The organism is Chryseobacterium sp. MYb264, from assembly GCF_035974275.1.
Taxonomy (GTDB): Bacteria; Bacteroidota; Bacteroidia; order Flavobacteriales; family Weeksellaceae; genus Chryseobacterium.
In genome coordinates this window covers 4,570,436-4,594,510 of sequence record NZ_CP142422.1, presented here as the reverse complement: position 1 = coordinate 4,594,510, position 24,075 = coordinate 4,570,436, and the positions used below count along the sequence as shown (strand labels likewise).

25 protein-coding genes are annotated in these 24,075 nt (G+C 34.0%); all 25 read right to left on the bottom strand.

The window, feature by feature from the left end; translation table 11 throughout:
- Positions 1–1,175: 1,175 nt before the first annotated feature.
- The 25 genes from VUJ46_RS20090 to VUJ46_RS19970 all read right to left on the bottom strand — a co-directional run bounded on the left by VUJ46_RS20090 (position 1,176) and on the right by VUJ46_RS19970 (position 23,996).
- The gene (locus VUJ46_RS20090) at positions 1,176–1,859 is read right to left on the bottom strand and encodes a hypothetical protein (protein ID WP_326982456.1); all 684 of its coding nucleotides are present in this window, start codon (positions 1,857–1,859) and stop codon (positions 1,176–1,178) included.
- A gap of 1 nt (position 1,860) precedes the next feature.
- Entirely contained in the window at positions 1,861–2,490 is a 630-nt protein-coding gene (locus tag VUJ46_RS20085) for a hypothetical protein (protein ID WP_326982455.1), read from the bottom strand.
- A 1-nt stretch (position 2,491) separates the two neighbouring features.
- Positions 2,492–3,124 (bottom strand): hypothetical protein, encoded by a 633-nt coding sequence (locus tag VUJ46_RS20080; protein ID WP_326982454.1) that lies wholly within the window; start codon positions 3,122–3,124, stop codon positions 2,492–2,494.
- Entirely contained in the window at positions 3,111–3,644 is a 534-nt protein-coding gene (locus VUJ46_RS20075; RefSeq protein WP_326982453.1) for a hypothetical protein, read from the bottom strand. The genes VUJ46_RS20080 and VUJ46_RS20075 overlap by 14 nt, the downstream gene beginning before the upstream one ends.
- Before the next feature lie 76 nt (positions 3,645–3,720).
- Positions 3,721–4,317: a hypothetical protein gene (locus tag VUJ46_RS20070; RefSeq protein ID WP_326982452.1), complete on the bottom strand. Its 597-nt coding sequence runs from the start codon at positions 4,315–4,317 to the stop codon at positions 3,721–3,723.
- A 1-nt stretch (position 4,318) separates the two neighbouring features.
- A complete protein-coding gene (locus tag VUJ46_RS20065; protein WP_326982451.1) occupies positions 4,319–5,569 on the bottom strand; it encodes a hypothetical protein in 1,251 nt (416 codons plus the stop codon).
- Between the two features lie 295 nt (positions 5,570–5,864).
- Entirely contained in the window at positions 5,865–6,497 is a 633-nt protein-coding gene (locus VUJ46_RS20060; protein WP_326982450.1) for a hypothetical protein, read from the bottom strand.
- A gap of 30 nt (positions 6,498–6,527) precedes the next feature.
- The gene (locus VUJ46_RS20055; RefSeq protein ID WP_326982449.1) at positions 6,528–7,163 is read right to left on the bottom strand and encodes a hypothetical protein; all 636 of its coding nucleotides are present in this window, start codon (positions 7,161–7,163) and stop codon (positions 6,528–6,530) included.
- A gap of 17 nt (positions 7,164–7,180) precedes the next feature.
- Positions 7,181–8,524, bottom strand: a complete 1,344-nt coding sequence (locus tag VUJ46_RS20050) for a hypothetical protein (RefSeq protein WP_326982448.1) — start codon at positions 8,522–8,524, stop codon at positions 7,181–7,183.
- Positions 8,525–9,255: 731 nt separating this feature from the next.
- On the bottom strand, positions 9,256–10,359 hold the full coding sequence (locus tag VUJ46_RS20045; protein ID WP_326982447.1) for a hypothetical protein: 1,104 nt from the start codon (positions 10,357–10,359) through the stop codon (positions 9,256–9,258).
- 9 nt (positions 10,360–10,368) lie between these two features.
- Entirely contained in the window at positions 10,369–12,378 is a 2,010-nt protein-coding gene (locus VUJ46_RS20040; RefSeq protein ID WP_326982446.1) for a type VI secretion system Vgr family protein, read from the bottom strand.
- Between the two features lie 55 nt (positions 12,379–12,433).
- Complete coding sequence (gene tssD / locus VUJ46_RS20035; RefSeq protein WP_326982445.1) at positions 12,434–12,823, bottom strand: type VI secretion system tube protein TssD; 390 nt, start codon at positions 12,821–12,823, stop codon at positions 12,434–12,436.
- Between the two features lie 137 nt (positions 12,824–12,960).
- On the bottom strand, positions 12,961–13,347 hold the full coding sequence (gene tssD / locus VUJ46_RS20030) for a type VI secretion system tube protein TssD (protein ID WP_326982444.1): 387 nt from the start codon (positions 13,345–13,347) through the stop codon (positions 12,961–12,963).
- Between the two features lie 116 nt (positions 13,348–13,463).
- Positions 13,464–13,850 carry a type VI secretion system tube protein TssD gene (gene tssD / locus VUJ46_RS20025; protein WP_326982443.1) on the bottom strand — a complete coding sequence of 129 codons (387 nt, stop codon included), beginning with the start codon at positions 13,848–13,850 and terminating at the stop codon, positions 13,464–13,466.
- Positions 13,851–13,945: 95 nt separating this feature from the next.
- Complete coding sequence (locus VUJ46_RS20020; RefSeq protein ID WP_326982442.1) at positions 13,946–15,328, bottom strand: DUF5458 family protein; 1,383 nt, start codon at positions 15,326–15,328, stop codon at positions 13,946–13,948.
- A gap of 17 nt (positions 15,329–15,345) precedes the next feature.
- On the bottom strand, positions 15,346–15,795 hold the full coding sequence (locus VUJ46_RS20015; RefSeq protein ID WP_326982441.1) for a hypothetical protein: 450 nt from the start codon (positions 15,793–15,795) through the stop codon (positions 15,346–15,348).
- Positions 15,796–15,833: 38 nt separating this feature from the next.
- The gene (locus VUJ46_RS20010; protein ID WP_326982440.1) at positions 15,834–17,654 is read right to left on the bottom strand and encodes a type VI secretion system baseplate subunit TssF; all 1,821 of its coding nucleotides are present in this window, start codon (positions 17,652–17,654) and stop codon (positions 15,834–15,836) included.
- A 4-nt stretch (positions 17,655–17,658) separates the two neighbouring features.
- Complete coding sequence (locus tag VUJ46_RS20005) at positions 17,659–18,087, bottom strand: GPW/gp25 family protein (protein ID WP_326982439.1); 429 nt, start codon at positions 18,085–18,087, stop codon at positions 17,659–17,661.
- Between the two features lie 8 nt (positions 18,088–18,095).
- On the bottom strand, positions 18,096–18,791 hold the full coding sequence (locus VUJ46_RS20000; protein ID WP_326982438.1) for a hypothetical protein: 696 nt from the start codon (positions 18,789–18,791) through the stop codon (positions 18,096–18,098).
- Positions 18,769–19,368: a hypothetical protein gene (locus VUJ46_RS19995; RefSeq protein ID WP_326982437.1), complete on the bottom strand. Its 600-nt coding sequence runs from the start codon at positions 19,366–19,368 to the stop codon at positions 18,769–18,771. The genes VUJ46_RS20000 and VUJ46_RS19995 overlap by 23 nt, the downstream gene beginning before the upstream one ends.
- Before the next feature lie 2 nt (positions 19,369–19,370).
- A complete protein-coding gene (gene tssO / locus VUJ46_RS19990) occupies positions 19,371–19,883 on the bottom strand; it encodes a type VI secretion system TssO (protein WP_326982436.1) in 513 nt (170 codons plus the stop codon).
- Positions 19,884–19,907: 24 nt separating this feature from the next.
- On the bottom strand, positions 19,908–21,068 hold the full coding sequence (gene tssK / locus VUJ46_RS19985) for a type VI secretion system baseplate subunit TssK (protein ID WP_326982435.1): 1,161 nt from the start codon (positions 21,066–21,068) through the stop codon (positions 19,908–19,910).
- A gap of 313 nt (positions 21,069–21,381) precedes the next feature.
- The gene (locus VUJ46_RS19980; protein ID WP_326982434.1) at positions 21,382–22,407 is read right to left on the bottom strand and encodes a TssN family type VI secretion system protein; all 1,026 of its coding nucleotides are present in this window, start codon (positions 22,405–22,407) and stop codon (positions 21,382–21,384) included.
- Positions 22,404–23,339: a type VI secretion system baseplate subunit TssG gene (locus VUJ46_RS19975; RefSeq protein WP_326982433.1), complete on the bottom strand. Its 936-nt coding sequence runs from the start codon at positions 23,337–23,339 to the stop codon at positions 22,404–22,406. Before VUJ46_RS19975 ends, VUJ46_RS19980 begins: the two co-directional genes overlap by 4 nt.
- 3 nt (positions 23,340–23,342) lie before the next feature.
- On the bottom strand, positions 23,343–23,996 hold the full coding sequence (locus tag VUJ46_RS19970) for a C40 family peptidase (protein WP_326982432.1): 654 nt from the start codon (positions 23,994–23,996) through the stop codon (positions 23,343–23,345).
- Between the last annotated feature and the right edge of the window lie 79 nt (positions 23,997–24,075).

Genomic DNA, 24,075 nt, shown 5'->3' with positions numbered 1-24,075 from the left:
ACTAATAAAAAGCCATTCGTTCGAGTGGCTTTATAACTTTTAATTTAGTTTAATATTAAAAAATTCAAATAAATCTTTTACAAGTATGGTATGAATATAATGCAAAGTTGTGATTCTATTAAATTGTACTAAATAATAAAATTAACACTATAAATTGGATACTTACAAACCCCAACATCCCTAAAATAATTACCAAAGCATATTTATTATCTCCTTTTTTTATCAATCTTATAAAAAAAGAAAAAATTTGAAGTAGAAATAAAATAACACTTAACAGTAGAAGATATAATATGCTTTCTCCTAAATTTGAATTACCTTTCTTTATTTGTATATCCCAAAATAGAAATATAGAATATAGGATTACTAAGATAATATTTACATATAGATTACTTTTCCAAAATTTACTCACAATCTTAATATATTAAAAGTAACAAATAACCTAATGAATATTTTAAAAACATTCAATTTACCACACAATCCACCTACACCACAAAATATTAATAATCAAATTATTAAGCAAATAACCATTCTCTCCGTTTTTACTCTTTATATAAAAATTCATAAAATACTTATAATGAATTTTCCGAAAGCCATTCCCTCCATTCGACAGGGCAACTAAATTTTGATAAATATTCTTGTTTCTGCTTAAAATCTAATTTTTTCCAAAAAGGAAGCCATGTATTTACTCTATAATCTTCTTCAACCCCTTGATTACATCTTGTAGCTCCTTGAAACATATTAGAAAAAATCACCCATGGAGGAAAAAATTCATTAAATATAGAAATATAAGATTTATACTTATCAATTTCTTCTTGATGTTTAAATGCAATTGAAATATAAACTAATTTTTTTAAAAGTTACTACATACTTCAGTAGTATTATCCTTCACAGGATAATACATTTCACTTGGCAAGTAAAAATGACACCACCATTTTCTAATAAATAAATTAAACATATTTTTTAATTTTCGTCGATATGATCAGCAATCCAATCTGCTCCAAAATAACCTGCTGTCCTAAATATTATCGCACCAACAGCACCAGTTACAATAGCACCAGGACCTGTTTCTATTCCAACAGCAGCTCCTACTGTTCCTTCAATTTTAGCACCAGCAATTGCGCCTCCCCAACCCCCGACCTGTCTAATTATCTCTATTTCTATAGATTTAAATAAGTTTAGTTATTTTCATTTAGTAATACTTTTTTAATATTCATAATTAAGATTAAACAAGATGTTACAATAGCATATACAGTAGGGAATAAAAACATTTTAGGTTGATCTATTTCAAAAGGCCAATGAAAAGAATAAAAAGAAACAAAAGATAATATAATCGAGGTAATAATTAATTTTAATTTATTATTTGTCCAAAATCTGACAATTAGTCCTAATACTATAAATGCAGGAAGAGAATTTGCCAGACCAAGTACCAGTCCGTAAATTAAGTATGCTACTAATCTATTCCAAAAGTTTAAAATCCCTACGCTTGGTATCTCTATTAACTTAAAAACAACAGATGAAAACAAACTTGTTAATATCCATAATTTTAAAATATAAATTAAAATTGAAGAATTTGATTTTTGCACCCAGCCTTTATTTTCTATATTTCGTGACGGATTAAAGTTTTTAATGGACATAAAATAACTATCCGTCTCGTAACGAGCTTCTCCAAAACCCACATTAGCAGAAGTGTAGATAATATGCTCTTTCTGATTTATAACATCAATTCTAGATTCATCATCCATTTTTTGATCAAATCTTTCAAAACTACAATCTAAATTCAGCAAGTTTTGTTTTTTGAGATTTTGTGTATGGCATTGCATAAATATGCTCAACCAAATAAATATCAATAGCTTCTTCATATTAATAATGATCATATGAAAATTCTTCTCTCTTAATCTCTTTTCCCGTCTGCCCATCCAAGGTCAGCTTGATTTCTTTATCTTGTTTATTTAAAGAATTGATATAAGATATCAGCCATACTTTTTTTCCATCTACTTCATTTTTATAGACACTGGTTTGATAGCCGTCACTTTCGTGATAGCCTTTAGAAAGTTTAATTCCATTTTGCTTACAATATTTTATGATATCTTCGGGTGTAAAAGCGTAACCTTCATCTGTATTTTCTTCTTTTATTAATTTTCCTTCCTCATCAAAATAATACCAAGTCCCAATTGGTGAACCTTCATTAAACACATTTCCTTTTTCTTTTACATTTTTATTGTGATAATATTTTTTTATCAAAGTAAAATATGTATTCTGATAAAATACCCTATCAATAAATCCATAGCTTTGATCTTGTAACTGTCTTACAATTGTACTGTCACTATTATATGAAAGAAAAAATGTATCAATTCTATTTTTCTTTTCTAGAGTTTTAATATCAAATTTTTCAAAAGAATTATTAACTGTAGGAATTCTTAATGTATCTCTTTTCTGAGTCTTACATTGCATAAATATGCTTACCCAGATACATATCAATATCTTCTTCATATTAATAATTATCATAAGGAAATTCTTCTCTCTTAACCACCTTTCCCGTCTGCCCATCCAAGGTCAGCTTGATTTCTTTATCTTGTTTATTTAAAGAATTGATATAAGAGATCAGCCATACTTTTTTTCCATCTACTTCATTTTTATAGATACTGGTTTGATAGCCGTCTCTTTCGTGATATCCTTTAGAAAGCTCAATGTTATTTTTTTTACAGTATTTTATAATATCTTCTGGCTTAAATAAATATCCGGAATCGGTATCTTCTTCTTTTATCAATTTTCCTGATTCATCAAAATAATACCAAATTCCAATTTGTGATCCCTCACTGAATAATATTCCTTTTTTTTTAATATAACCATTCTTATAAAAAAATATATTTTTCTTGAAAATGGAATTAGCATTATATTGTCTTTCAATAAAACCAAAAGATTGAATTTCTTGTATTGATATGGTATTTTCTTTTTGAATTAATACGTAACCTCTGACAGAGTTTTTATTAAAACTTTCAATATCAAACTTTTCAAATTTTTCATCAACTCTTGGTAATAAATTATCTATCTTTTGTGTATGACATTGCATAAATATGCTTAAGCAGATACATATCAATATCTTCTTCATATTAATAATTATCATAAGGAAATTCTTCTCTCTTAACCACCTTTCCCGTCTGCCCATCCAAGGTCAGCTTGATTTCTTTATCTTGTTTATTTAAAGAATTGATATAAGATATCAGCCATACTTTTTTTCCATCTACTTCATTTTTATAGACACTGGTTTGATAGCCGTCTCTTTCATGATAACCTTTAGAAAGTTCGATGTTGTTTTTTTTACAATATTTTATGATATCTTCGGGGGTAAAAGCGTACCCCTCATCCATATTTTCTTTTTTTACTAATGTTCCTACTTCATCAAAAAAGCACCAAACACCTATAGGTGAACCTTGAATAAATGCCCAGCCTTTATTTTCTATATTTCGTGACGGATTAAAGTTTTTAATGGACATAAAATAACTATCCGTCTCGTAACGAGCTTCTCCAAAACCCACATTAGCAGAAGTGTAGATAATATGCTCTTTCTGATTTATAACATCAATTCTAGATTCATCATCCATTTTTTGATCAAATCTTTCAAAACTACAATCTAAATTCAGCAAGTTTTGTTTTTTGAGATTTTGTGTATGGCATTGCATAAATATGCTCAACCAAATAAATATCAATAGCTTTTTCATATTAATAGCTATCGTAAGGAAATTCTTCTCTCTTAATTACCTTTCCCGTTTGCCCGTCCAAGGTAAGTTTTACTTCTTTTTCCTGTTTATTTAAAGAAGCGAGATAAGAGATTAGCCAAACTTTTTTACCATCTAACTCATTTTTATAAACACTTGTTTGATAGCCGTCTCTTTCGTGATAACCTTTAGAAAGTTCAATGTTATTTTTTTTACAATATTTTATAATATCTTCGGGAGTAAAAGAGTAACCTTCATCTTTATTTTCTTCTTTTATCAATTTTCCCTTCTCATCAAAGTAATACCAAATTCCTACAGGAGCTCCTTGATTAAAAGCCCATCCTTTATTTTCTATATTTTTTGAAGAATAAAAATTTTTCACATACATAAAATAATGATTTGTATTATAACCGACTTCACTATAACCGGTTTCGCCTCCTGTATAAATAATATGAGTTAAACCATCAATTTTATCAACCCGACTTTTATCTAAATTTCTATCAAACACTTCAAATCTGCTATCAATTATAGTATTTTTTATATTTTGTGTTTGACATTGTATAAATATACTTAACCAAATAAATATCACTATTTTTTTCATATTATTTTAGTATTGAATTATTGACTATTTTCCATTGCCAGTAATAAAGTGAACGACGTTTATTTTTAGATTCATATTCCGCATAGTCCATTAAATTATCAGTCATTTGATACATATAAGTAAATAATGCTTTAGGATCTGTATATTTATTGGTAAAAGTATGCGCTAATCCCATAGAATGCAAAAGCTCATGAGTAGCAGTCTGTTGGTCGGCTCCATTAAATACCACTACAAAATCAGCATCATCCGCAGAGTAACCACCTAGATTTTGCGCCCTTCCTCCATAGCCTTTTTCTCCAAAATAAAATAGCTTAAAATGATGATTATACTTATCACCATACTGTGCTTTTAATTTCGTCTTTAAATAAATTTCCAAATTTAATCCATGAGATATTTTACCTCTATCAATTTCACCATTTGTAGAAAAATCTTTTAAACTTTTATAGTCATTAGCCAAATCGAGTTCTACAATATCAGAAACATCTGATAGCTTTATATAGGCTTGTTCTAAATAATAATTTATCCTTTCTTTTTCATCATCAATATTTGGTGTTACTCTAGGAGAATTTGCAGATAATCTTGTTGTAATTTTTATAAAAACCACATCTTTTTCTTTCTGTTTAGAAATATCATTGGCCCACACATTTATTTTTCCTGCTATGGCTTCTAAAGTTTCTCCTTTCGCATCTTTTTTAAAAGCTTTTAATTCAATGGTTTGATCATTTTCAAATTCTTTTACGCATTTTATGGTAATATTTTCTTCATTTAATGCCACGCTTTTTTTACCCTTAATATCTATTCTGTTTGGAGTAAAGATAAAGTAATCTGAGGAAGGAAATTCTAAGTAATCTGCTTCTTCCTTAATCTCTGCAATAAATGTTATATTAACTTCCTTATCTTTCAAAATACTCATCCAGGGAATAAAATATTCTTCAGCCATGGGCTTTCCGGTTTTAGGATTTTTCGTTGTTTTCCAAGGGATGGTATAAGGCTGATAAACCTGCTTCAGCTGATTGAGCATTTTTTCATCAGGTTTGAATTGCCCGCTATGCATATTAAGACTATCCGGTTTCGAATTATCTACAATTTTAGTGAATTCGTAATCACTATACTGATAAGCGACAATTCTTGTGAAAGCAACATCATGAAAAAGCATGGTATCTGCCAATCGAAACCAGTCAAATCCAAATTCGCCTTTCCAATCTTTATACGGTCTGAACTGGACAATAATTTTAATGGGTTGGGAAAACAAAGGGGGAAACTCGGGCTCCCCATAAAATATACCCTCTTTCGCATTAAAAACAATCTGTTTTCAGGAAATTATTTCATAGCCTTCTTTGGCAAATATTTTATAAGAACCTCCGATTTCTTCGATGAGGTCACCTCCAATATATGTAATTTTACTCATACTTAATAATTTATTGAGTTTTCACCAGAATTATGTCGAATTTCTTTTTTAGAATGAAATTCATGATTTTCAGAAGATTGAATAACTCCTTTTCCGTTAATTATTGTCTGCTTGTCCATAATTTACATGGAATATTATGTTATTTAATTTGTTTAAAATTTCCTTGATAAGGGTTGTAAATAAATACTTTTAATGGATGTTTGCTTAGTGGACGAATATTTAAATTTTCATCTCCTTCATTCTGTAACAAATCACCTTTGAAAATAGAAATAGTATCTACATAATTTTCTCTTGATTTAGAGATTTTTATATAATTCACCTCTTCTATTTTATTATTATTTCGTATAAATCTTGGATATTCAAAAATTACTTTCATCGAATTTGTGGCAGAATCGAATTTTAATATTTGGGAATAACGGTACTCTCCTCCATTTCCACCACTTCCATCTCCAACAAGTAAGGCATTCTGCTTTTTCTTATCGTCCACATATATTGTATCAAAATCAAAAAACCGTGTAGTTATTTCCTTTTCATTTGCAATACTTTTTTCAGTTTTTCCATCAAAGAAAAAAATTGGGCTATTATAATCAGATTCATCAAATAAAAGATAATCAGGAATGTTATCCTTTGTAATGTTAAATCGAAAAGAATCTATCGGAGAACCTTGATGGCGTTTTAAAAAGCTTTTTAAATCAGATTGTTCCTGAAGTTTATTATCTCGTTTAGAATATGATTTGCTACAACTAATCAATGTAAATGATACAAATATCATTAAAATTATTTTTACTTTTTTATAAAACATTCAAATTCCATCATTAATTTTATATGCGATTATATTCACACATTCTGAATTATAAACGATAAGAAGTTCATCTTTTCCATCCCTATCTATATCATAAAGCATAGCATGAGAATATCCAAACCCTTTTCTAAAAATCTGTTCAGTAGTTTGCATCTCTAACTCAATTGGAATTTTATATTTATTTACATTAGATTTGATTTGTAAAATAATAGGTTGATTCAGAATATTAATGTATTGAAAAATCACTCCATCTTTTGATTTTATAGTGGTAACTTGCCCAGAATCACTTTTAACTATTTTATTTGTTAAGCAGTCCTCGTAAGTAAATTGAGTTTTATAATTGGAACCATCAGTAAAAACTTTAGTATCTAGTTTTTTTAAATTATATTTTTTAATCACCTCCTCAAAAGTTAATTTATTGCTAACGGGATATCTTGTTCCTTTTTTATAGAAAAAACCTCGACCTGACTGATAAAAAATAGAGTCATTTTGAGCAAAATCCTCATCATGATACTCACCATGTGTATCGAAATAACACAATGAAAACTTAAATAACTCATTCACAATCTTCTTTGGCTTATTATCTGTTTTTTTGTCACATGCAAATGTTAACATCATAACAAAAACAATCAACATATATTTCATATCTTTAATTACTTTCTAGATTCTAATAAATATATAGGCGGAATTTCATTAGTTGGCGAATCTTCAACTATTTTCCATACCGTCTTTGAACTCAAAAAATCTCCTTTTTTATATTTTGGTAACTTATTTAAATTCCTATTAAAATAATCTACTATTTTTTGAGTATGATAAATGTATGTTGTAGAATCTCTTATTTTTTCATTAAATGGATCTTTATTATTATCTATTGCAGAACTATCAAATAGGCCAATAATTAATCTGTCTTTCACTTTACATTCCTTTTGTAAATGGAAATATTGCGAAGCCATTGCCCAAACTTTACGATCATCATGCATTCTAATATTCATATCACCATAATACCCTTGTCCTTCCCAATCTTTATAAAAAGATTTCGGATTAGAAACGAAAATATTATTTTTACAGAACTCTTTAAAGCCTTCGATCTGTTTGAATGTACTAAATATTTGCGCTTGTTCTTCTATTGTTCTGTTTTTCATCTTATTATTTTCGGTACATAGAGTTCCTCTGTATTCTTTTCCAAATCCTAAATTATACAAATGAGCTTTATACCCAAATTGCTTTTGGCTATAGGCACTAGATTTACTTAATCCTTTTTCTACTCCTTGCTTTCCTACAAGATTCAAATAAATATAAGCTATGTCCCATAAATCTTTCTTTCCATTTGCAGATTCCATAAGTACTACAGCCATAAACTTAGCCTTATCTTCTAAGGATAAATCGGCAATGGATTTTACATCTTCTTTTTTTAATTCGTCCTGACAATCCCCAATCCTTATTCCTCCACAGAAAACATGAGCTACTCCACCATCGAAATATAAATCATCATCGTCAGCATAAAACTTAATCAAGCTTACTTTAAAACTTTCTATTTCTATTTCAAATTCATTTCCATAAGATGTCTTTATCTTTTTTGATTCTATTTTTTGATTTGAAGTATTATAAATATCCGCGACTATTATCCCTGTATCATCATCTGCCGTTTTATTCCCTTTTCGTACTTCAAATTTTAATTTAACTTTTGCTTTGGTAGAGATTAGTCTTACTCTTTGCATTTGTGGAGATCTCTTTTCGTTATCAATTCTAACATCTAATCTCCAATAGCCATCCTTATCTTTAAATTCATAATCTCTTCCGCTGGAAACAATTAAAACAATAGGTATAAAAGCATTTCCAAAATCTATATCTTCAGGATTATTATAACTTAATCCTTTTTTAATTCCCTCCGCTTCAAAAAGATTACAGTTGTATTCAATATCTGAATCAGATAGTATTCTATAATCTCCTTCTATTCTCTCTATAAACTCACCTCCAATGAATGTAATTTTACTCATGATTAATGCATTTTAGAATTTTCACCACTATTAATTTTTACTTCTTGTTGAGCCTGTTTAATAATCTTACCATTACTATTTACTGTTACTCCTTTTTTTAAATGTAAACTAATCATCATTTTTTCGTCAATTTCAGGTATAAAATATCTCTTTTAAATCGTAATAATAGAAAAGAAACCTTCTTAAAGTTTAAAACTTTTATTATGTTTTGTAATAGAAAATATAATATTAAATGCAAAAATCATTGAGATGAAAATATAAAATACATTTTCAATCGAAGAATAATTCTGATTGTAGTAAAAAAGCTCTGAAATATGTGAAAGCTCAAATAAATAAATACATAATAATAGTATTATATTAAATATTAGCAATGATTTAACCTTTTCATTACTCAAAATTTGAAAAGGTATTAACAAAAGAAAAAAATTGAAAACAAATAAAAATGGAACGGACGAACCATAACCTAATTTAATAATGTTGAAAATTAGTCCAACAAATAAAATATTTGCATTATGATATTTGTTCTTTATTATGAAATTGAAAATTAAAATTAAAAATAAAGCAAATGTCCAATTGAAAAAAATAATCATTTTTGTAAGAGAGAAGCATTCTGTACTAGAATCACAAAATAAGCCTAAATCAAATTTTGAATTATATATAACTATATAACCTAAATAACTAATTAAGCCTAATAAGAAATAACCTAATAGTAATATTTTCCCTTTCATATATTAACCTTTTGGAAAAGCTATTGTTTCACATGGAATAATAACAGCTTTATTTTTTTGAAAAATACACATACAATTTGGTGGGCCAAGTGGAAAATCACCAGCTTTCACATCATTATAAGCACCTTGAGGTTGCCATGGATATTTTCCATCTATTTGAAATTCATGCTTTTTATACTCTCTGAATTTATCTTCTTTTTTTGTATCAATATTTATTTTTTCCAAATTATCAGCAATTTTTAAATCTATTCTATCTGCCTTGCTTCCCCAAGTGTTTTCATAATTACTTCTTTTAAGAAAGGCATGAGTCTTACAATTTAATCTATCTGCTAACTTTTGTGCTAAACTTTCTTTCTCACCCCATGTAAATCTTTCTATTTCAGAGTCATTATCTACACTTAGTCCTGTTCTACAGGCGAAAGACCAAATTGCAGCTTCTTTTGAAAAGCTATTTGGGTTTAGCAATATATAATTGCTTAAATTTAGTTCATTATTTTTTGCATCCTCTGAGCTTTTTATATTATTATTCTTTTTATATAGATCCCAATCAAGCATAAAAGTGATTCTACTAGGCATTCCATGCGAATATATATACACATTATTAACTTTATATAAACTATCGTTTTCATCAGGCTTCGTTCTATAATCTCCTTGGGTATTTTTTGTGTATCCTAAATTTATATAATTAATTAGTTCTGAAATATTTGTAATAGCAATAATTTTAATGTTTTTTTTATAATTCCTAAGAGATTTTTCAAACTCAAATATCATATTGGAGGAATAACCATGTGTAAAATACATAACAGTTTGTACACTTGATATTCTAATTCGCCTAATTGCTTGAGCCATAAACATTAATTTATTTACAGATTTTTTATCATGCACCTCAGAGGCTACAATAACAATATTTTCATGATATAATTTGATTATTTGGCTTTTATTTGGTAATGCTATTTTTTCATAGTTCCCAATCTCATTCCCTTGCTTACCCTCCCAGTGGTTATTTTCTCCTGCAGTAAATTGTAAATTTCCATTAAAAGCATGAAATAATGTATTTTGTTTACTGGTAAGAATAATTTTTCCTTCGCAATATGTTACTTTACTCATAATTTAGAATTAAGCATCATTTGACTTTTCACCACTAAAGCGAAGCATTTTTTCGGAAGCGTTGACTTGTATTGTGCTCTCAGAAATTACTCCCATGCTTTTCGAATGTATATTTCTCTCTTCTTCTGTATGGGACTCAATATTCCCCGTAATATATTCCACCATTTTCCCCATCACATTGGTAATAAAATCCGTTCCGATGCTCATCATGCTCATCATTCCTATGCCAACGGTTTTATTCATTCCCACCGTTTCCGAAGAGTTCATTCCCACATTTGTATTCATATTTTCTCCCACATTGAGATTCATATTTTTCCCAGCCGTAAAAGTCATATTCTTCGGTGCACTCACCTCAATATTTCCCTGCCCGTCCATCAGATAGGTATTGCCGCTCGGGTCTTCAATAAAAACACTTCCTTCACCATCATTCAGGATAATTTTCGTTCCTGAACGCGTGTGAATTACTTTTTTATCATTCCCGCTCGTATGATACGAGCTCGTTTCACTTCCATTATAATGCGTCCCCACCACAAAAGGCTTTTCTGCATTTTGAGACTCAAAACCAATCATCACTTCTTCGCCAATTTCAGGGATAAAATGAAAACCTTTTCCACTTCCAGAATGCGGCTGAACTACCCTTATCCACGGCGATTTATCTCCCTTCCTCTCCTGCCACGAAAACTGTACGCGCACTCTTCCGAATCCCATCGGGTCATTATTTTCGATCACTCTTGCCATCTGTTCTTCTCCCAAAGGAACGGCTTCCGAGTCCTGATATGGTGCATTATACAAATCCGGAATGCCCACAAACTCGTTGTAGTATTCATTGCCGTCGTGGTAATGTTTAATTTCGATGATCCGGTAGGTTTCCATAGGGTTGTTATTGATGTCCACCAGCTGGGCACGTCCTGCGATCTTCAGCCTCGGATCCCTGCTCCGACCTCTTACCATGACCAGATTTTCACGGTTTTCGCGCTCCCGGCGCACCGATTCCTTCAGCTCCCGCGAGGTGCTGTCCGATATTCCCGTGTGGTTGTAGAACATACCCGATGGTTTCGTATACACCTCATTCGAGGCATTGATTGCCACCGCCTGAAAATGGTTGTCTTTATACTGACGCTGGGCGGTATGGGAAAGATAACCGATCTGTTCACCCGCCTGGACATCATACGCCGAATACCCAAAATGCTGGGGTTTGATAGTCATCTCAAATTCGGCATCGATAAGGTCGATGTTTTCCTCCACCTTAATCATCGCCTCAACTTTATTTCCCAACACCAGCTGCTGCCCGTTGTAATAAAAATATTCCCCGAAGCGCGTGGCCATTCTCTGGAGAAACTCATAATCCGATTCTTTATACTGTACCGTATAGGGAAGAATATAATCTGTATTGGGAAACTCCACAAGCACCCGGGTTTCCTGTGGATGCTCCGAGGTCACTTCCTTTACGATCTGCTCCAGCGTTTTTCTTTCAAAACTCCGGCAGTTTTTACCGCTTTCCAGCAGAATGGTAGGAGAATACCCTGTAATATAAAGGCTTCCGTAACCGTTTTCCTTTCTGTTTCTTACATTGCAGATGATTCCCACAAATACCTGGCGTGTCTTTCCGTAGCGGTGGAGAAGGATGGTCACCGTTTTTCCCAGAATATTTTTAGAATTTTCCATCAGATATCCCGAAAAGCTGTCCAGCGCGTCGTCGGGGACCGTAATGGTAAAACGGTCGTGACCATTGGTCACCTGATCCAGATTCACAGAATAAGAAGATTTTTCCAGAAAAGGTTTTCCGTCCATGCTCAGCAGGCAGTAGACCACGGGATTTTTTTTATCATCCAGAAAATCCTGAAATGTCTTGAAGGAAAAATATTTCTTCATATCGTCAGGATGGTTCAGCCTTCCGAAATCCGAATTGTAATATCTTTCATCGTCATTCTCGTTTTTGCCGGTTTCCTGAGAACCGTTATTTTCGAAATTGCCGTCGTTTTCGTAATCCTCGTTGGGATTGTTGGGATTGTCTTCCATACTTTGGTGTTTTTTCAGATTAATAATAAATAAAAAGATGCATCGGGAGAACCTGTTACCCTCTCCATGACTTTTCGTGGCTGGCTCCATTCACATCAAACCTTTTGGCAATGAGACGCATCTCAATTTGTAAAGGATCTGTATTATGGGCATGAAAAGTTTCAGCAAAATCAATACAATACGCTTTTTCAAAGACCAATTCCTGAAGCTTGCTCATGGCATCTCTTCGGTAAAAGATGATCTTTCCGCTCTTTGTCTGCCCGTGATCAAGCATCCAGCCTAACAATTCGGGGCTTCCCGTGCTTTCAATTTTAAGAAAAATTTCTCCGCCCTGGGGAATGCCTTGTGGCTTTCCTGTGCCATCAGTAGGTTGTTTAAAGCTATATTTACATTCGATAATATTGTAAACCTTGCCGTCTAATTCTAATTTGGATAAAAAGGACATATTTTGTGTTTTTAGAAGTTAATAAATGGTAGATAATGAGCAATAAACAATATTGCCGTTTTTTAGCCGGATATTGTCTATTACCCATTAAAAAGGAAACAGACGATTACTTTATCTGCTTCCGTTGTATGAAAACTTTATACCCATTCGTTTTCGTAGGCTCCGGATCCCAGTTCGATTTTTCTGGCTGAAATAGTGAAAGCCTCAGTCAGAGGGTTTTCTCCTGTAGCATCAAAATTTTCTTTATGCTTCACCAGGTATGCCTCTGTGAATTTCAGCTCTTTCAAGGTGGCATCGTTATCTCTTTTTACGAATACTACGCTTCCGTCTTTTCTTTCAAAAGAATTGGTCATCCATTCGAAAAGGTCGGTTGCTCCGGTACCTTCAACGATAACATCTATTTTCCCGCCTCTGGTGACAGTAGACGGTCTTCCTGTTGTATCTGTTTCCTGAAACAGACCGTAGCTGATATTTAAGATATTATATTCTTTTCCTGCTACTTTTAATTTTGCTTTAAATGACATAATGGTTACTTTTTAGTTGAGTTAATTTTCTTTCTTGTATTTTAAAAAGGTCTTCAAGCCCTTCCCGGATTTATGTTATGAATACTATAGAAAAGACCCTTAGACTTATGAATGGGCTATACCCACTCATTACTATGTTTTGCACTTCCCAACTCGATTTCCTTGGCAGAAAGTACAAATGTTTCCGTGAGAGGATTCTGGCTTGAAGAATCGAAATCTTCCTTATATTTCACAATATAAGCTTCTTTGAATTTCATTTCTTTCAGCGTGGCTTCACTGTCTCTTTTTAAAAATACAACACTTCCGTCTTTTCTCTCAAATGAGTTGGTCATCCATTCAAAAAGATCGGTTTCTCCCGTTCCTTCAACAGTTAAGTGAATTTTCCCTCCTCTTACGACAGAAGAAGGTCTTCCTGTTGGATCTGTTTCCTGTAGCATTCCGAAATCTACAGCGATGATGTTGCGCTCTTTGCCTGCAACTTTGAATTTTGCTTTAAATGACATAATTAAATGTTTTAAGGTTTAAAAAAATGAATATTACCAATAATGGAATATGCCGTACGCACTTCTTTCAGTGTTTTTTCATTATCATAAGCAGACTATTTCTGTTCGTATTCCGTTTCCCATTCGTTGCCGTCTGTTCCTTTGTGTCCATCCATTTTGATCAGGAAGTTTTTGGCAGGGAAATAAGGTTTCATATGAATATCCAGATGAATTTTATCTTTCTGAACAGGATCCTGCTCAAATCTTCGGATTTCAAAGTTCTCGATTAGCTTTCCGGGACCGGTAATGCTGTCCAGAAATCGGACGATCTGGTTCATGATCTCTTTTCTGGTCACCGCGGTAAAGTTTTCAAAAGCTCTTCGGTTCAGGAAATCCATTAAAACTTTTGTGACAAAGTCGAAGACCCTCACCACCGAATAGGTCTGAAGCCCAAGGTTATCTCCGTTAAACAATGTTTTTCCGGAAAATGCCATTACCTTACCATATTCATTGACCATCGGAATCAGTCCGAGGTTTTCAAGGTTCGCAATTTCACTCTTTTTAAGATCAAATCGTACCCCTTCCACTTCATTGATTCCCCCGAACTTTTTACCGGCCGTTACCTGAGACATCAGTGTTTTATAGATCTTTCCTGCCAAGGCGGCTGAAGGTGGGATAAACAGATCTTCCAATTCGTCGATTTCTTCAAACCGACCTCTTCCCACCAGCCAGTTGCAGGTCATCAGCACGTTTGACCGGTATACCTCACCTCCTGTAAGATAGGCCTGATCAAACATTTCCATCACATCATCCGGTTCATCAAGATGTTCGAAATCGGTGATCAGCATAACTTTATTTTCATGAGCCATTTTTGCCCATTTTTCAACGACTTTATTGGAGCCTAAATATCCCGGAATCACTAGAATTCCGTAATTATTCTTTAAATCCAACCGGTCATAGTTATCCGCCAATTCAGCGTGAATGGTATCGATGAAACGGGTATTATCAAGGTCTTTCAATTGTTCTAAAGTCGAGTTGACTACCGTAATGTTTTTTACCTTTTCGGTTTCGGTATTTTTATAAAATAAAGCTGCCGTCCGGTAATTTCCTTCCAGCTCCTTGGTGATCTCCACCGCTCTGGAAAGATTTTTTGCCAAGAGATCTTCTGCAGATTTTCTCTGGGTCTCACAGTCTGTAACCATATCCGATAATGAATGACTTTTGTTGATGACATCTGCCCATATTTCGAGCGTCTTTTTCAATGTTTGTCTTTCTTTTTGTTTATTTTTTTCAGTTAAGAAAATTTTTCTTCTGGCTCGCCTATCCGGGTTTATATTTTGAATATTTTCAATAGACGTCTCGAGAAGATCGAAACCTCCGTAACGAGCCAATTTTTCAATTAAATCCTCAATTCCTAGCTGAACTTGTTTTTTATGCTCCAACACTGGGTTTTCGGTGGCTTGTGGTGCAGCCTGAGGCTGCTTGTTATTATTATTCATATTATTTTGTCTTTTTGTTATTTATTTTCTTCTAATTCTTTAATCAGATTTTGCAGGGTGTCATACAGTGCTTTTTTGGCCTCCGGATCTTCCAGAGCCGCTTTTAAGATTTTATTTGTTTTCAGCTGCTTGACAATTTTCTGATACTGATCTTTTTCTGTTTCGAGCCCTAGTAAAAAGTGGCTTTGCCCTGTAATGCCTTTCGTTCCGAAATCTCCGAGGTTTTTAAATCTCAGATTCTCCATTTTCACAGACCCGTTGGCATCTTCAAAGTCTACCTTTACTTCAGGTTTAAAGTGTTCGAAAACGCGGTCTATGGTATTCAGCCCTTCCACCAGTTCAGGTTTTACGGGATCATGCGCTGTGAGCTTCTGTGCTAAAAGCGTTCTGTTCTGAGGGATCTCGAATATCGCCTCACTGGTGTTTAATGGAACTTCATTTCCACCAATTCCTTTGTTTGTTAACATAGTGTTTTATTTAATAAAATTAATAATATAGTGACGTGTCACTTTTCGAAAATTCTATACGGATATATATTGGCTGATGCTTTTTGCAGCTTTAAAAGGAAACTCTCCCTTAAAAACTCCCATTCCGACTCTTTAAGCTCTTTTTCCTGATTTCTTATGAGAAAAACATCGATGGTTCTGCTAAAGCCTCCCTTCAACGAGATTTCCTTTTTAGTACCCTTCTGCACCTGAATCTCTTTAACGGTACTTTTAAAATGACTCATTCCAAAGACCCGAATATCTGCGACGGTAACAATTCTTCCTCTTGTAAGCAGAGAATTTCTGTATTCTAAAATCTTTTCCTGGGCAGAAAGGCTCTTTCTTCCTCCTGTGGACGCCTTAATCATGACCGCCGTCTTATCCAGGACTGCATTTCCCAGATCTTCCACAGTAAGCACCGTAGCCGGTTTAATATCATTACCTTCTTCGCCTGTGGTGAGCCAATACGAAATATAGCAGGGGATATCTTTATCCTGGCTATCCGACTCAATGATCAGATACGGATTATTGGCCTGAGAAAACTTCTTTTCTTTCGACAGCTGATGCAGTGCCGCCACATTCTGATTAATCTGTTTTAGGGTAACCGTAGCCAAATCTCCTCCAATTATTGAAAAAGCAGCCGTTTCATCTTTAATTAATTCCAGCAGATACTGCAACAGCTCGGAGGCTCCTCTCTGATCAAATCTTGCGACGCCTCCCCTTCTCATCAAAGCGGTAGTCCCCGCCTTTTCTGCCGAATAGTTTTTTAGATCAAACCGTTTCCCATTATCATCACGCACATAGTCGAGATCCAGAAAATGATCTTCCGACTCCATCGGGATAATGTTCAGTCTTCCTTTTACTCTTTTGTGAACTTTATGATTATTGGTATTGATGACGGGAATACAGTTCAGGGTGATGCTTACGTTCTCGAAAACCTCAGCGACGACTGCTTCTGAGAATACAAATTTCAGCCAAATCATTTCTTCCTCATTCGAAAGATGATGATTCACAAAATATTGGGTAAAAAGTTCCTCCTGTTCAGGTTTTCCGTTATGCCTGATCTTTCCTTTCAACGTAAAATAATTTCCTGAAAAATACTGGTTCACCTCTTTGTAAATATGCCCTATTGCCGAATAATTCTTCGTCATGATATTTTCAAGGTTTACCTCATCCCAATCAACATTATACCCTTCACTACAAAAAAGTTCCTGATCTCCAAAATATATTTTTGCCTGTTTTAAATAATAAAAAAACAGTTCTTTCTGATAATTGTTATTGATGTCTATATAGAACATCAGGTTTTCAGGATCTATTTTTTTGGGACATCTGATGCCTATCCACATTTGCCCTGAAGGCAGATGTTTCTCACTTTTGGAAATGGTATCACTGAAAAAGAAACTTTCAATGCGGTTTAAGACATTTCCAAAAGCCATATATTCCACTTTGGCAGTGGTTAATTCTACTTCAATGGTTGGACAAAAGTAAATTTCTTTACTGCTTACCACTGTAGGATTGAATACATCATGAATTCTCTTGGGTGTTTTAAAATGATTGTAAAGTGATATTTTTTCACCATTTTCCAAAGGAAATACCTGAAGTAATGACCTCGAAGGAAGCACACCGGAGACCTCCTCCGGAAACATGATCTCCAAAATACGTTCAATCACTCTGGATCGAGAACTTTCCAACTCGAATCCCAGTTTTTCAAGCTCTGAAGCTGTTGCTGAAAGCAGTAAGCCAACAATGGGATCGAAGGAAGTTTCTGCCTCCAGTTCATTGTATCCCCACATTCGTGCTGCTCTCCGCAGTATTCTGTCTTTTATTCTTTCTTGATTCATGCTGTTAATATGAAAGAGGTCCTACAAAAAATGCATTGTGAAAAAGAAAGAATCTGTTGGTTTCCAACACCTGTCCTTTAATGGAAAGCATCACTTTTTTCTTCATTCTTTTTCTTCCTGCAACACCCAGGTCAAAATCGTTGATAAAGACCTCCACATCTTCCAGAAGCAGTCTTTTTTCATGCATTTCGATTCCTTTTTTTAAGGCGTCGACAATATATTCCTTGAGTTGATTGTCACTTTTCAATAAATCAAAATCCAATTCCCAGATTTCGGTACCGAAAGTTTCATCAAACTTACATTCTCCCAAAGCAGTGGTTGCCAACAGAAAAATCTGCTGTCCGATCGAATTGTCGATGGAGATCTTATCCGCCTCCTTTTTATGAATGATCCCTTCAAAATCTATAGGGATTTTATAATAAATTCCTTTCATCTGATCGATTATAAATAAATTGTTCTTTTGATATTCCCTTTTTCATCATATTCAAAATTCTTTGGAACCTCTTTACGCCGGATAATCTGTAATTCCACCTTAGGCGTAAGTTTTAAAAATTTCTCGCGGTACAAAATATCTCCTATAAAGCTTTTACCTTCATGCTGATCAACCACAATAAAATATTGGTCTGTCCCCTCCGGTTTTTTAAAATCATTGATATTGCCGGCATAAAGCAGGATATTCATTTCTTCATTTTTTAAATGATAGGTCAACTCTTCCTGTGACAATTTCCGGTGTCTCGAAATATCAAACTTCTCCATTTTTTCCCTGACAGGCTCAAAAGGGATATTTTCGTATAGATAAGATGTTTTGTCAAACTTTTTAAACCCTAAAAAAGAAAGAATGTTTCTTTTGATCTTTATTTTGGTGAAACTTAATGTGTCTCGGGTAACCTGATAGGCTTCTGTTTCATGAGTTTTGTCGTCGGTAACCGTTAATTTATAGGTTGGAATTTCAATTTCTCTTTCTCCGATTTTAAGGCTTATTTTTCCCAATTCCTGATCAGAAATAACCATAGAAATGGTATGCTTACTCAGTCCCGAATTCGTACGTACAATAATTTCTCCATCTCCCTTTGCGGCAGCTGAATGTGGGTCTTTTGTCATTCCCAGACCAAGATTAAGTTCCGGAAGCGGGCTCATTTTTTTCCTGTTTTTGTTGTTTTTTTATTTTTACTTCATCTGTTTTTTTCACATGATAAGCTGCCAGGCAATTCAGCTGATTATCGATATCGTAATTCTGGGCTTCACTTACATACAGCTCATAGTTTTTTCCGTAGGCATAAATCCTGACGAGTGAAATTTCGTTTTCCTGCAGCTTCATATAATCTTTTTTACTGAGCTGTTTGGCAAAATACCCTTCACAGTTTAGAGCAAAATCATTTTTGTAGGATATCACCTCGCCGGATTTAAAATAGAGATCAAGCACCTTATCTTTTTCGATACATACATTGGTATCGGCAATCCTGATATACATAAAGATTTTATCTTCTCTTTTTCCGAACTGTAATGTTGCATACACATATTCCGAATTGTTGACCCTGAGTACGATCGATGGGGTACTTGCAAAATACTGCCGGTCCAGCTTCTGTTTGGTCTGAACAATTCCACAGTCAAAATTTGCCAAATTTTCATTGTTTTCCTCCGACTTCTGCTCCTGGGCTTCCAACATAGAGAAGCCAAGGAATAAAAAGCTGAAAAAAAATGGTATTTTTCTCATGATTATTGGGACTGATAGAGTTGTCGGCAAACCTGAAGATCCGTCTTCATCTTATCATATTCTGCTTTCAAGGCTACGTTTATTTTGCTTAAACTGTCCATTGTCGCATGATTTACTGAAAGTTGTTTTATTTCTTTCTTTGCATCGATAAGATCTTTAAAGGTCATGATCGTATTATTGTACATGACTTTATTTTTTAAAGTATCTTTTGGCAATTGCTTATACATATCCGCCAGGATAGACAATCCCAGTTTTTCATTGAAAAAGTCGTTCTGTCCGGGAATCCCGATAGAATCTACTGCAGATTTTACCTTTTCGAGCTGAAAAGAAAATTTATCCTGCGTTTCCATCTCTTTTTTCATTTTTGCATTTTCGATCTTTAAGAGGCTGTTTTCTTTAAAAGGAAAATAAGCGTTAAAAAAAACCGCCGTTATCAGCACAATAACTGTTATTAAAAAGAATAAAATGAAAAATGAAAAGGCTCTTGTTCTTTCACCTTTATTAAGTACTTCCATATTCGCATCTGTGTTTTTATTGTATTAATCTGCCAAAAAAGTCCTGCTTCTTTTTGCATGAATCACCGCATCCCGGTCATCTGTATTTTCAGATACAAAGATGCTTCCATCACGTTTTTTACCGATATAATCCAGACGGTTCAGTATGGAGAAGAGCTCTTCTAATGTTTTCATAAATCTTTTAACCCTCGCCACATTGAGGTCGATCTCATTATGATTATAATCTGCGTTGATGAGTTCGGTAAAAACGGCTTCAAAATTTCCCTGGCTTAGATTGCACCAATCGGCAAAATAGTTCAACAGCTCCTCTTTTCCGGCTCCCGATCTGGCATCGATAAAATTTTTCAGTACCCTTGCCATTCCCACCACCGAAAGAAGCATTTGTGCGGGAGGAACATGAGGAGACATCCAACGGAATCGGTTGATCTCCGTTCCTAAATAATTCAGGGTTTTATCTGCCAGATACTGCATCATCACAGCGAGGGAATTGGTCTGTTTTTTCAAATGGATTTTCTGCTCGATCTGAACGGCATACAACTCCATATTTCCATAAAAACTGTCGATCGCCATGTAGATCTCATGCAGTTTTTTATGACTTGAAACACTTACGCACGGAGGAATATAACTTTCATCAATTCTGGATTCTCCGGCATTCACGAGGATCTTACCAATTGTTAAATGATTGATCCCAAATCCCAGTGTATTTTTTATTTCGTTTTCAGAAATAAGATGAAGCGTGTACTCAGGCTGGGTAAACGGATAACGTGGCGGATTTTCTTCCGGATCAGGCTCTCCATAAGGGGTTCTTTTAAAATGATTGACTGAAAGACATGCCAATAACGCCGTGCTTTCATTGTTTTTAATTTCATACGTTGCCTCAGGATAAGGAATCGACAAATGAATGGCCTCGGAAGTTCCCTGTCCGATATCGATTCTTGCTCCGCTGGGCGTAATGGCATGGCACTCGTCCACCCTGATTCTTAACAATTTATGATTATCAATAATAAGATTCATTTTAATAGAATCTTCCACCGGAAGCAATCCGTAATTGATCATGGAGGTATGTACTCCCACCGAATCTCTCATCGAATCATTCACAAAATTCTGAACATCGATGAAGTGATTTTTGTTGATTTTCATCCCGTCTATCCAATTGACCGGGAAATGATTTAGTTTTTCTATCATTTTTTGTATGTATTTTTTTATTATTGGCCGTTTCTCACAGCATATTGTTTATTTCCTATTTAATATTTCAAAAAATTATGCATTTCGATACAATGGTTTCTTTCTTTTTTTATTTTTATAATATGCTGTTTCTGTACCCGGAACAGGAATATAAATAACCTCCACATGAGCCTATATATCGGGATCTATAAGATCCGCCTCCGGACAGAACCGATTATGAAACCACCTCAGCTCTGCGGGATCCAGCTCAAAAAGCTTCGCCATGTCTTTCAGACTTACCTTACCGCGAGTGATGGGGCAGGTTTTATAGATCCTATTCACGGATATAATATTCGGCTACGGTTTGCTTATCATCATCTTTCTTTTCCTGACTTTTTTTAGAATTTTTCTTGTTTTTTTCTTCTGTATATTCATAGTCGGTTTCTCTGTTCTGAAGATTTTTATCAGCCCCCATCACCTGTTCTGTTCTCATGCAGAAGATCACACTGTTTTCTTCAATTCCGTTCATATACAGGGTAAGTTCAGGATCTATATATTTGGTACTTTCATACCATCTGGGCTGAAGAAAAAAGACCCAGTTAAAAAGCCCGTTTTCATCTTCGATCTGGATCTGATCATTTACATGCTTTTCGTTATAATCCATGATGAAATTATAAAAGAGTTTTCCAAAATCAATTCGGGTAGGTCCTTTCGCACGGTATACACTGTACCTGGTCGCCTTTTTATCTTTGTCCATGATATAGGAAATGACGATCATATTTTTCCATTCACCCTCTTCCAGATCGGTATCGTCTTTGTAATTATGAGGAAACTGCCAGGTTTTATAAATCTTCGGAGGAATAGCCATCGCTTTTCTGAAGGTATCATTTAAAAAGGTGGGAATAAAGAACACGATGTAATGTCCTAACATCAGAAACATAAAATCGATTCCGTTTAAAAAAGTATAAATCAGCATAAACGGAATCACCGTATAGGTAACGATCAGCCCAGCAAACAGATACTCCATTCCCGCATTTCCATTTCCGAATTTATGAAAGTAAGAGCGATACATGACACAATGTATAATTCCCATCACCAAGGAACTGAGCTGATAAAAAATAAATTCATATAAATTATTATCCAGAAACAATTTGTTATAGCCTAAAAAAGCAATGACAGAATAAACAAAAGCGAAAGAGAAGCAATAAATGTAGAAGTCCGCCTTATATTTTTGTTTAAATTCGGAGGTCTTTTGAGAAAAAATCATGGTAAGGATAATGATTATCGCCAAAAGAATCACACTGGCAGCCAGCACTTGCGGCTCCAGAAGGTTTATAAAATATTTTTTTAATTGCATCATATTCTTGTGTTGTATCCTAAAACTGAACTTTCAATCGTGCTGAATTCAAAATTTTGTTTTTCTTCCGGTAGAAGAATTAGAGTTTCTATTTCTACTTCTATAGGAAAAAAGTAATCATAATACAGATCCAGAAATTTTTTCTGTTGACCTTGGTGGATATAATCTCCAAAATTGGAGCTTTTCAAGGGGCCTATCTGTATTTTAAAGTGACTGGAATAGTCATCATAGCTGTTACCGGTAATAAAATCAAGTCCAAGCTGACTTTCTCCGAGGAGTATACTTTCGTTTTTATCCGCATATTTATTGTGGCTTTTATGATATACCATAACCTCTTCATCCAAAAGTCCGGCAAGAATTTCACAGGCTAACGAAATATTTCCTACAATTTTATAGGCAAAGGGTAAAATTCTGATCAACTTGGAAATTAAAAGCTCGGGAAAATCCCTGCTTATGCCCCAGAAATCATAGAAAAGATCTGCTGCCGGAGCTCCATCCAGATCGGAAAGAAAGTCTCTTTCAAATCTCTCGATAGCAGTGCCGTAAGTAAACATTTCATTTTCGAAAGGCTGAAAGAATGTACGTGCTCCCTTTTGCTGTTTTTTCTGATTTCTATGCTCCCGCAGCATGGTGTCCACTTCTTTACCCGGAGTATCATTTTGTATATGATGAATCAGGTTTTCCGGAAGCATATCATAAATGCCGTCTCTGGAAAGGGAGATTTCCAAGATCTGTGTGGAATCAAGATCATAATCGGTGATCTCAGCATCCAGAATATCAAATCGGTAGGCTCTTGAAAACTGCCCTTCTTTGGAAACCACATATTCGGCTTCAGAGAGATCTCCGTTTTTCAGCAAATCATTGATCACCACTTCTGCACGGATATCATGATGTAACGAAGTTACCGCATGTACAAGGTCTGTAAGCGTTTGCATGATTTATTTATTTTCAGTTTTTAATCTTCCTGCGGCTACATATCTCAACTGAAAATACTCGTCATTGAAATTGTAGATATTCAAACCATTGGCCGTACATGCCAGAATCCTATCGTTATGTAAATAAATACCTACATCCGAAATAGGATTAAATTTATCATACCTGAAGAACAGGAGATCTCCTTCCTTTAAAAAAGTTCTTCCCGTAAAAAGCTGTATAGACTTGGAACGGAAAATGCCGTCCGGTGTTTTGGGAAAGGTTACCTTGAACACGTCACTATACAGAGCCTGAACAAAGTAAGAGCAGTCTACGCCCAATTTTTCCTCAAGTTTTTGAGATTGATAAGGGGTGCCCAGCCATTTGTCGATATACCCATAAAAATTATAATCGGTGATCTCCTTGGGCATAACTTTCAGAATTATAGAATATTTTTCTTTAATTCTCAACTCTTCATCGCTTAGATTCTGCTCATTATCATCAACAATAGAATATTTTTCATCAATCCCTTTCTGAACAGATAAATCAGTTTTTAATTCGTCAGCGGCATACTGATAAGGAACATCCAAAATATATTTTTTGCTGCTACAAGAAAGCGTAAAAGAGAGAAGTAAAAAAAATAATCCTATGAAAGGAATATGCTGTTCTAAATATTTCATCCTCGGTGTGTTTGTGACAAATTTATAAAAAAAAATGAATTCCTATCACTTTTCATTGAAATAATTTTATTTATATTTG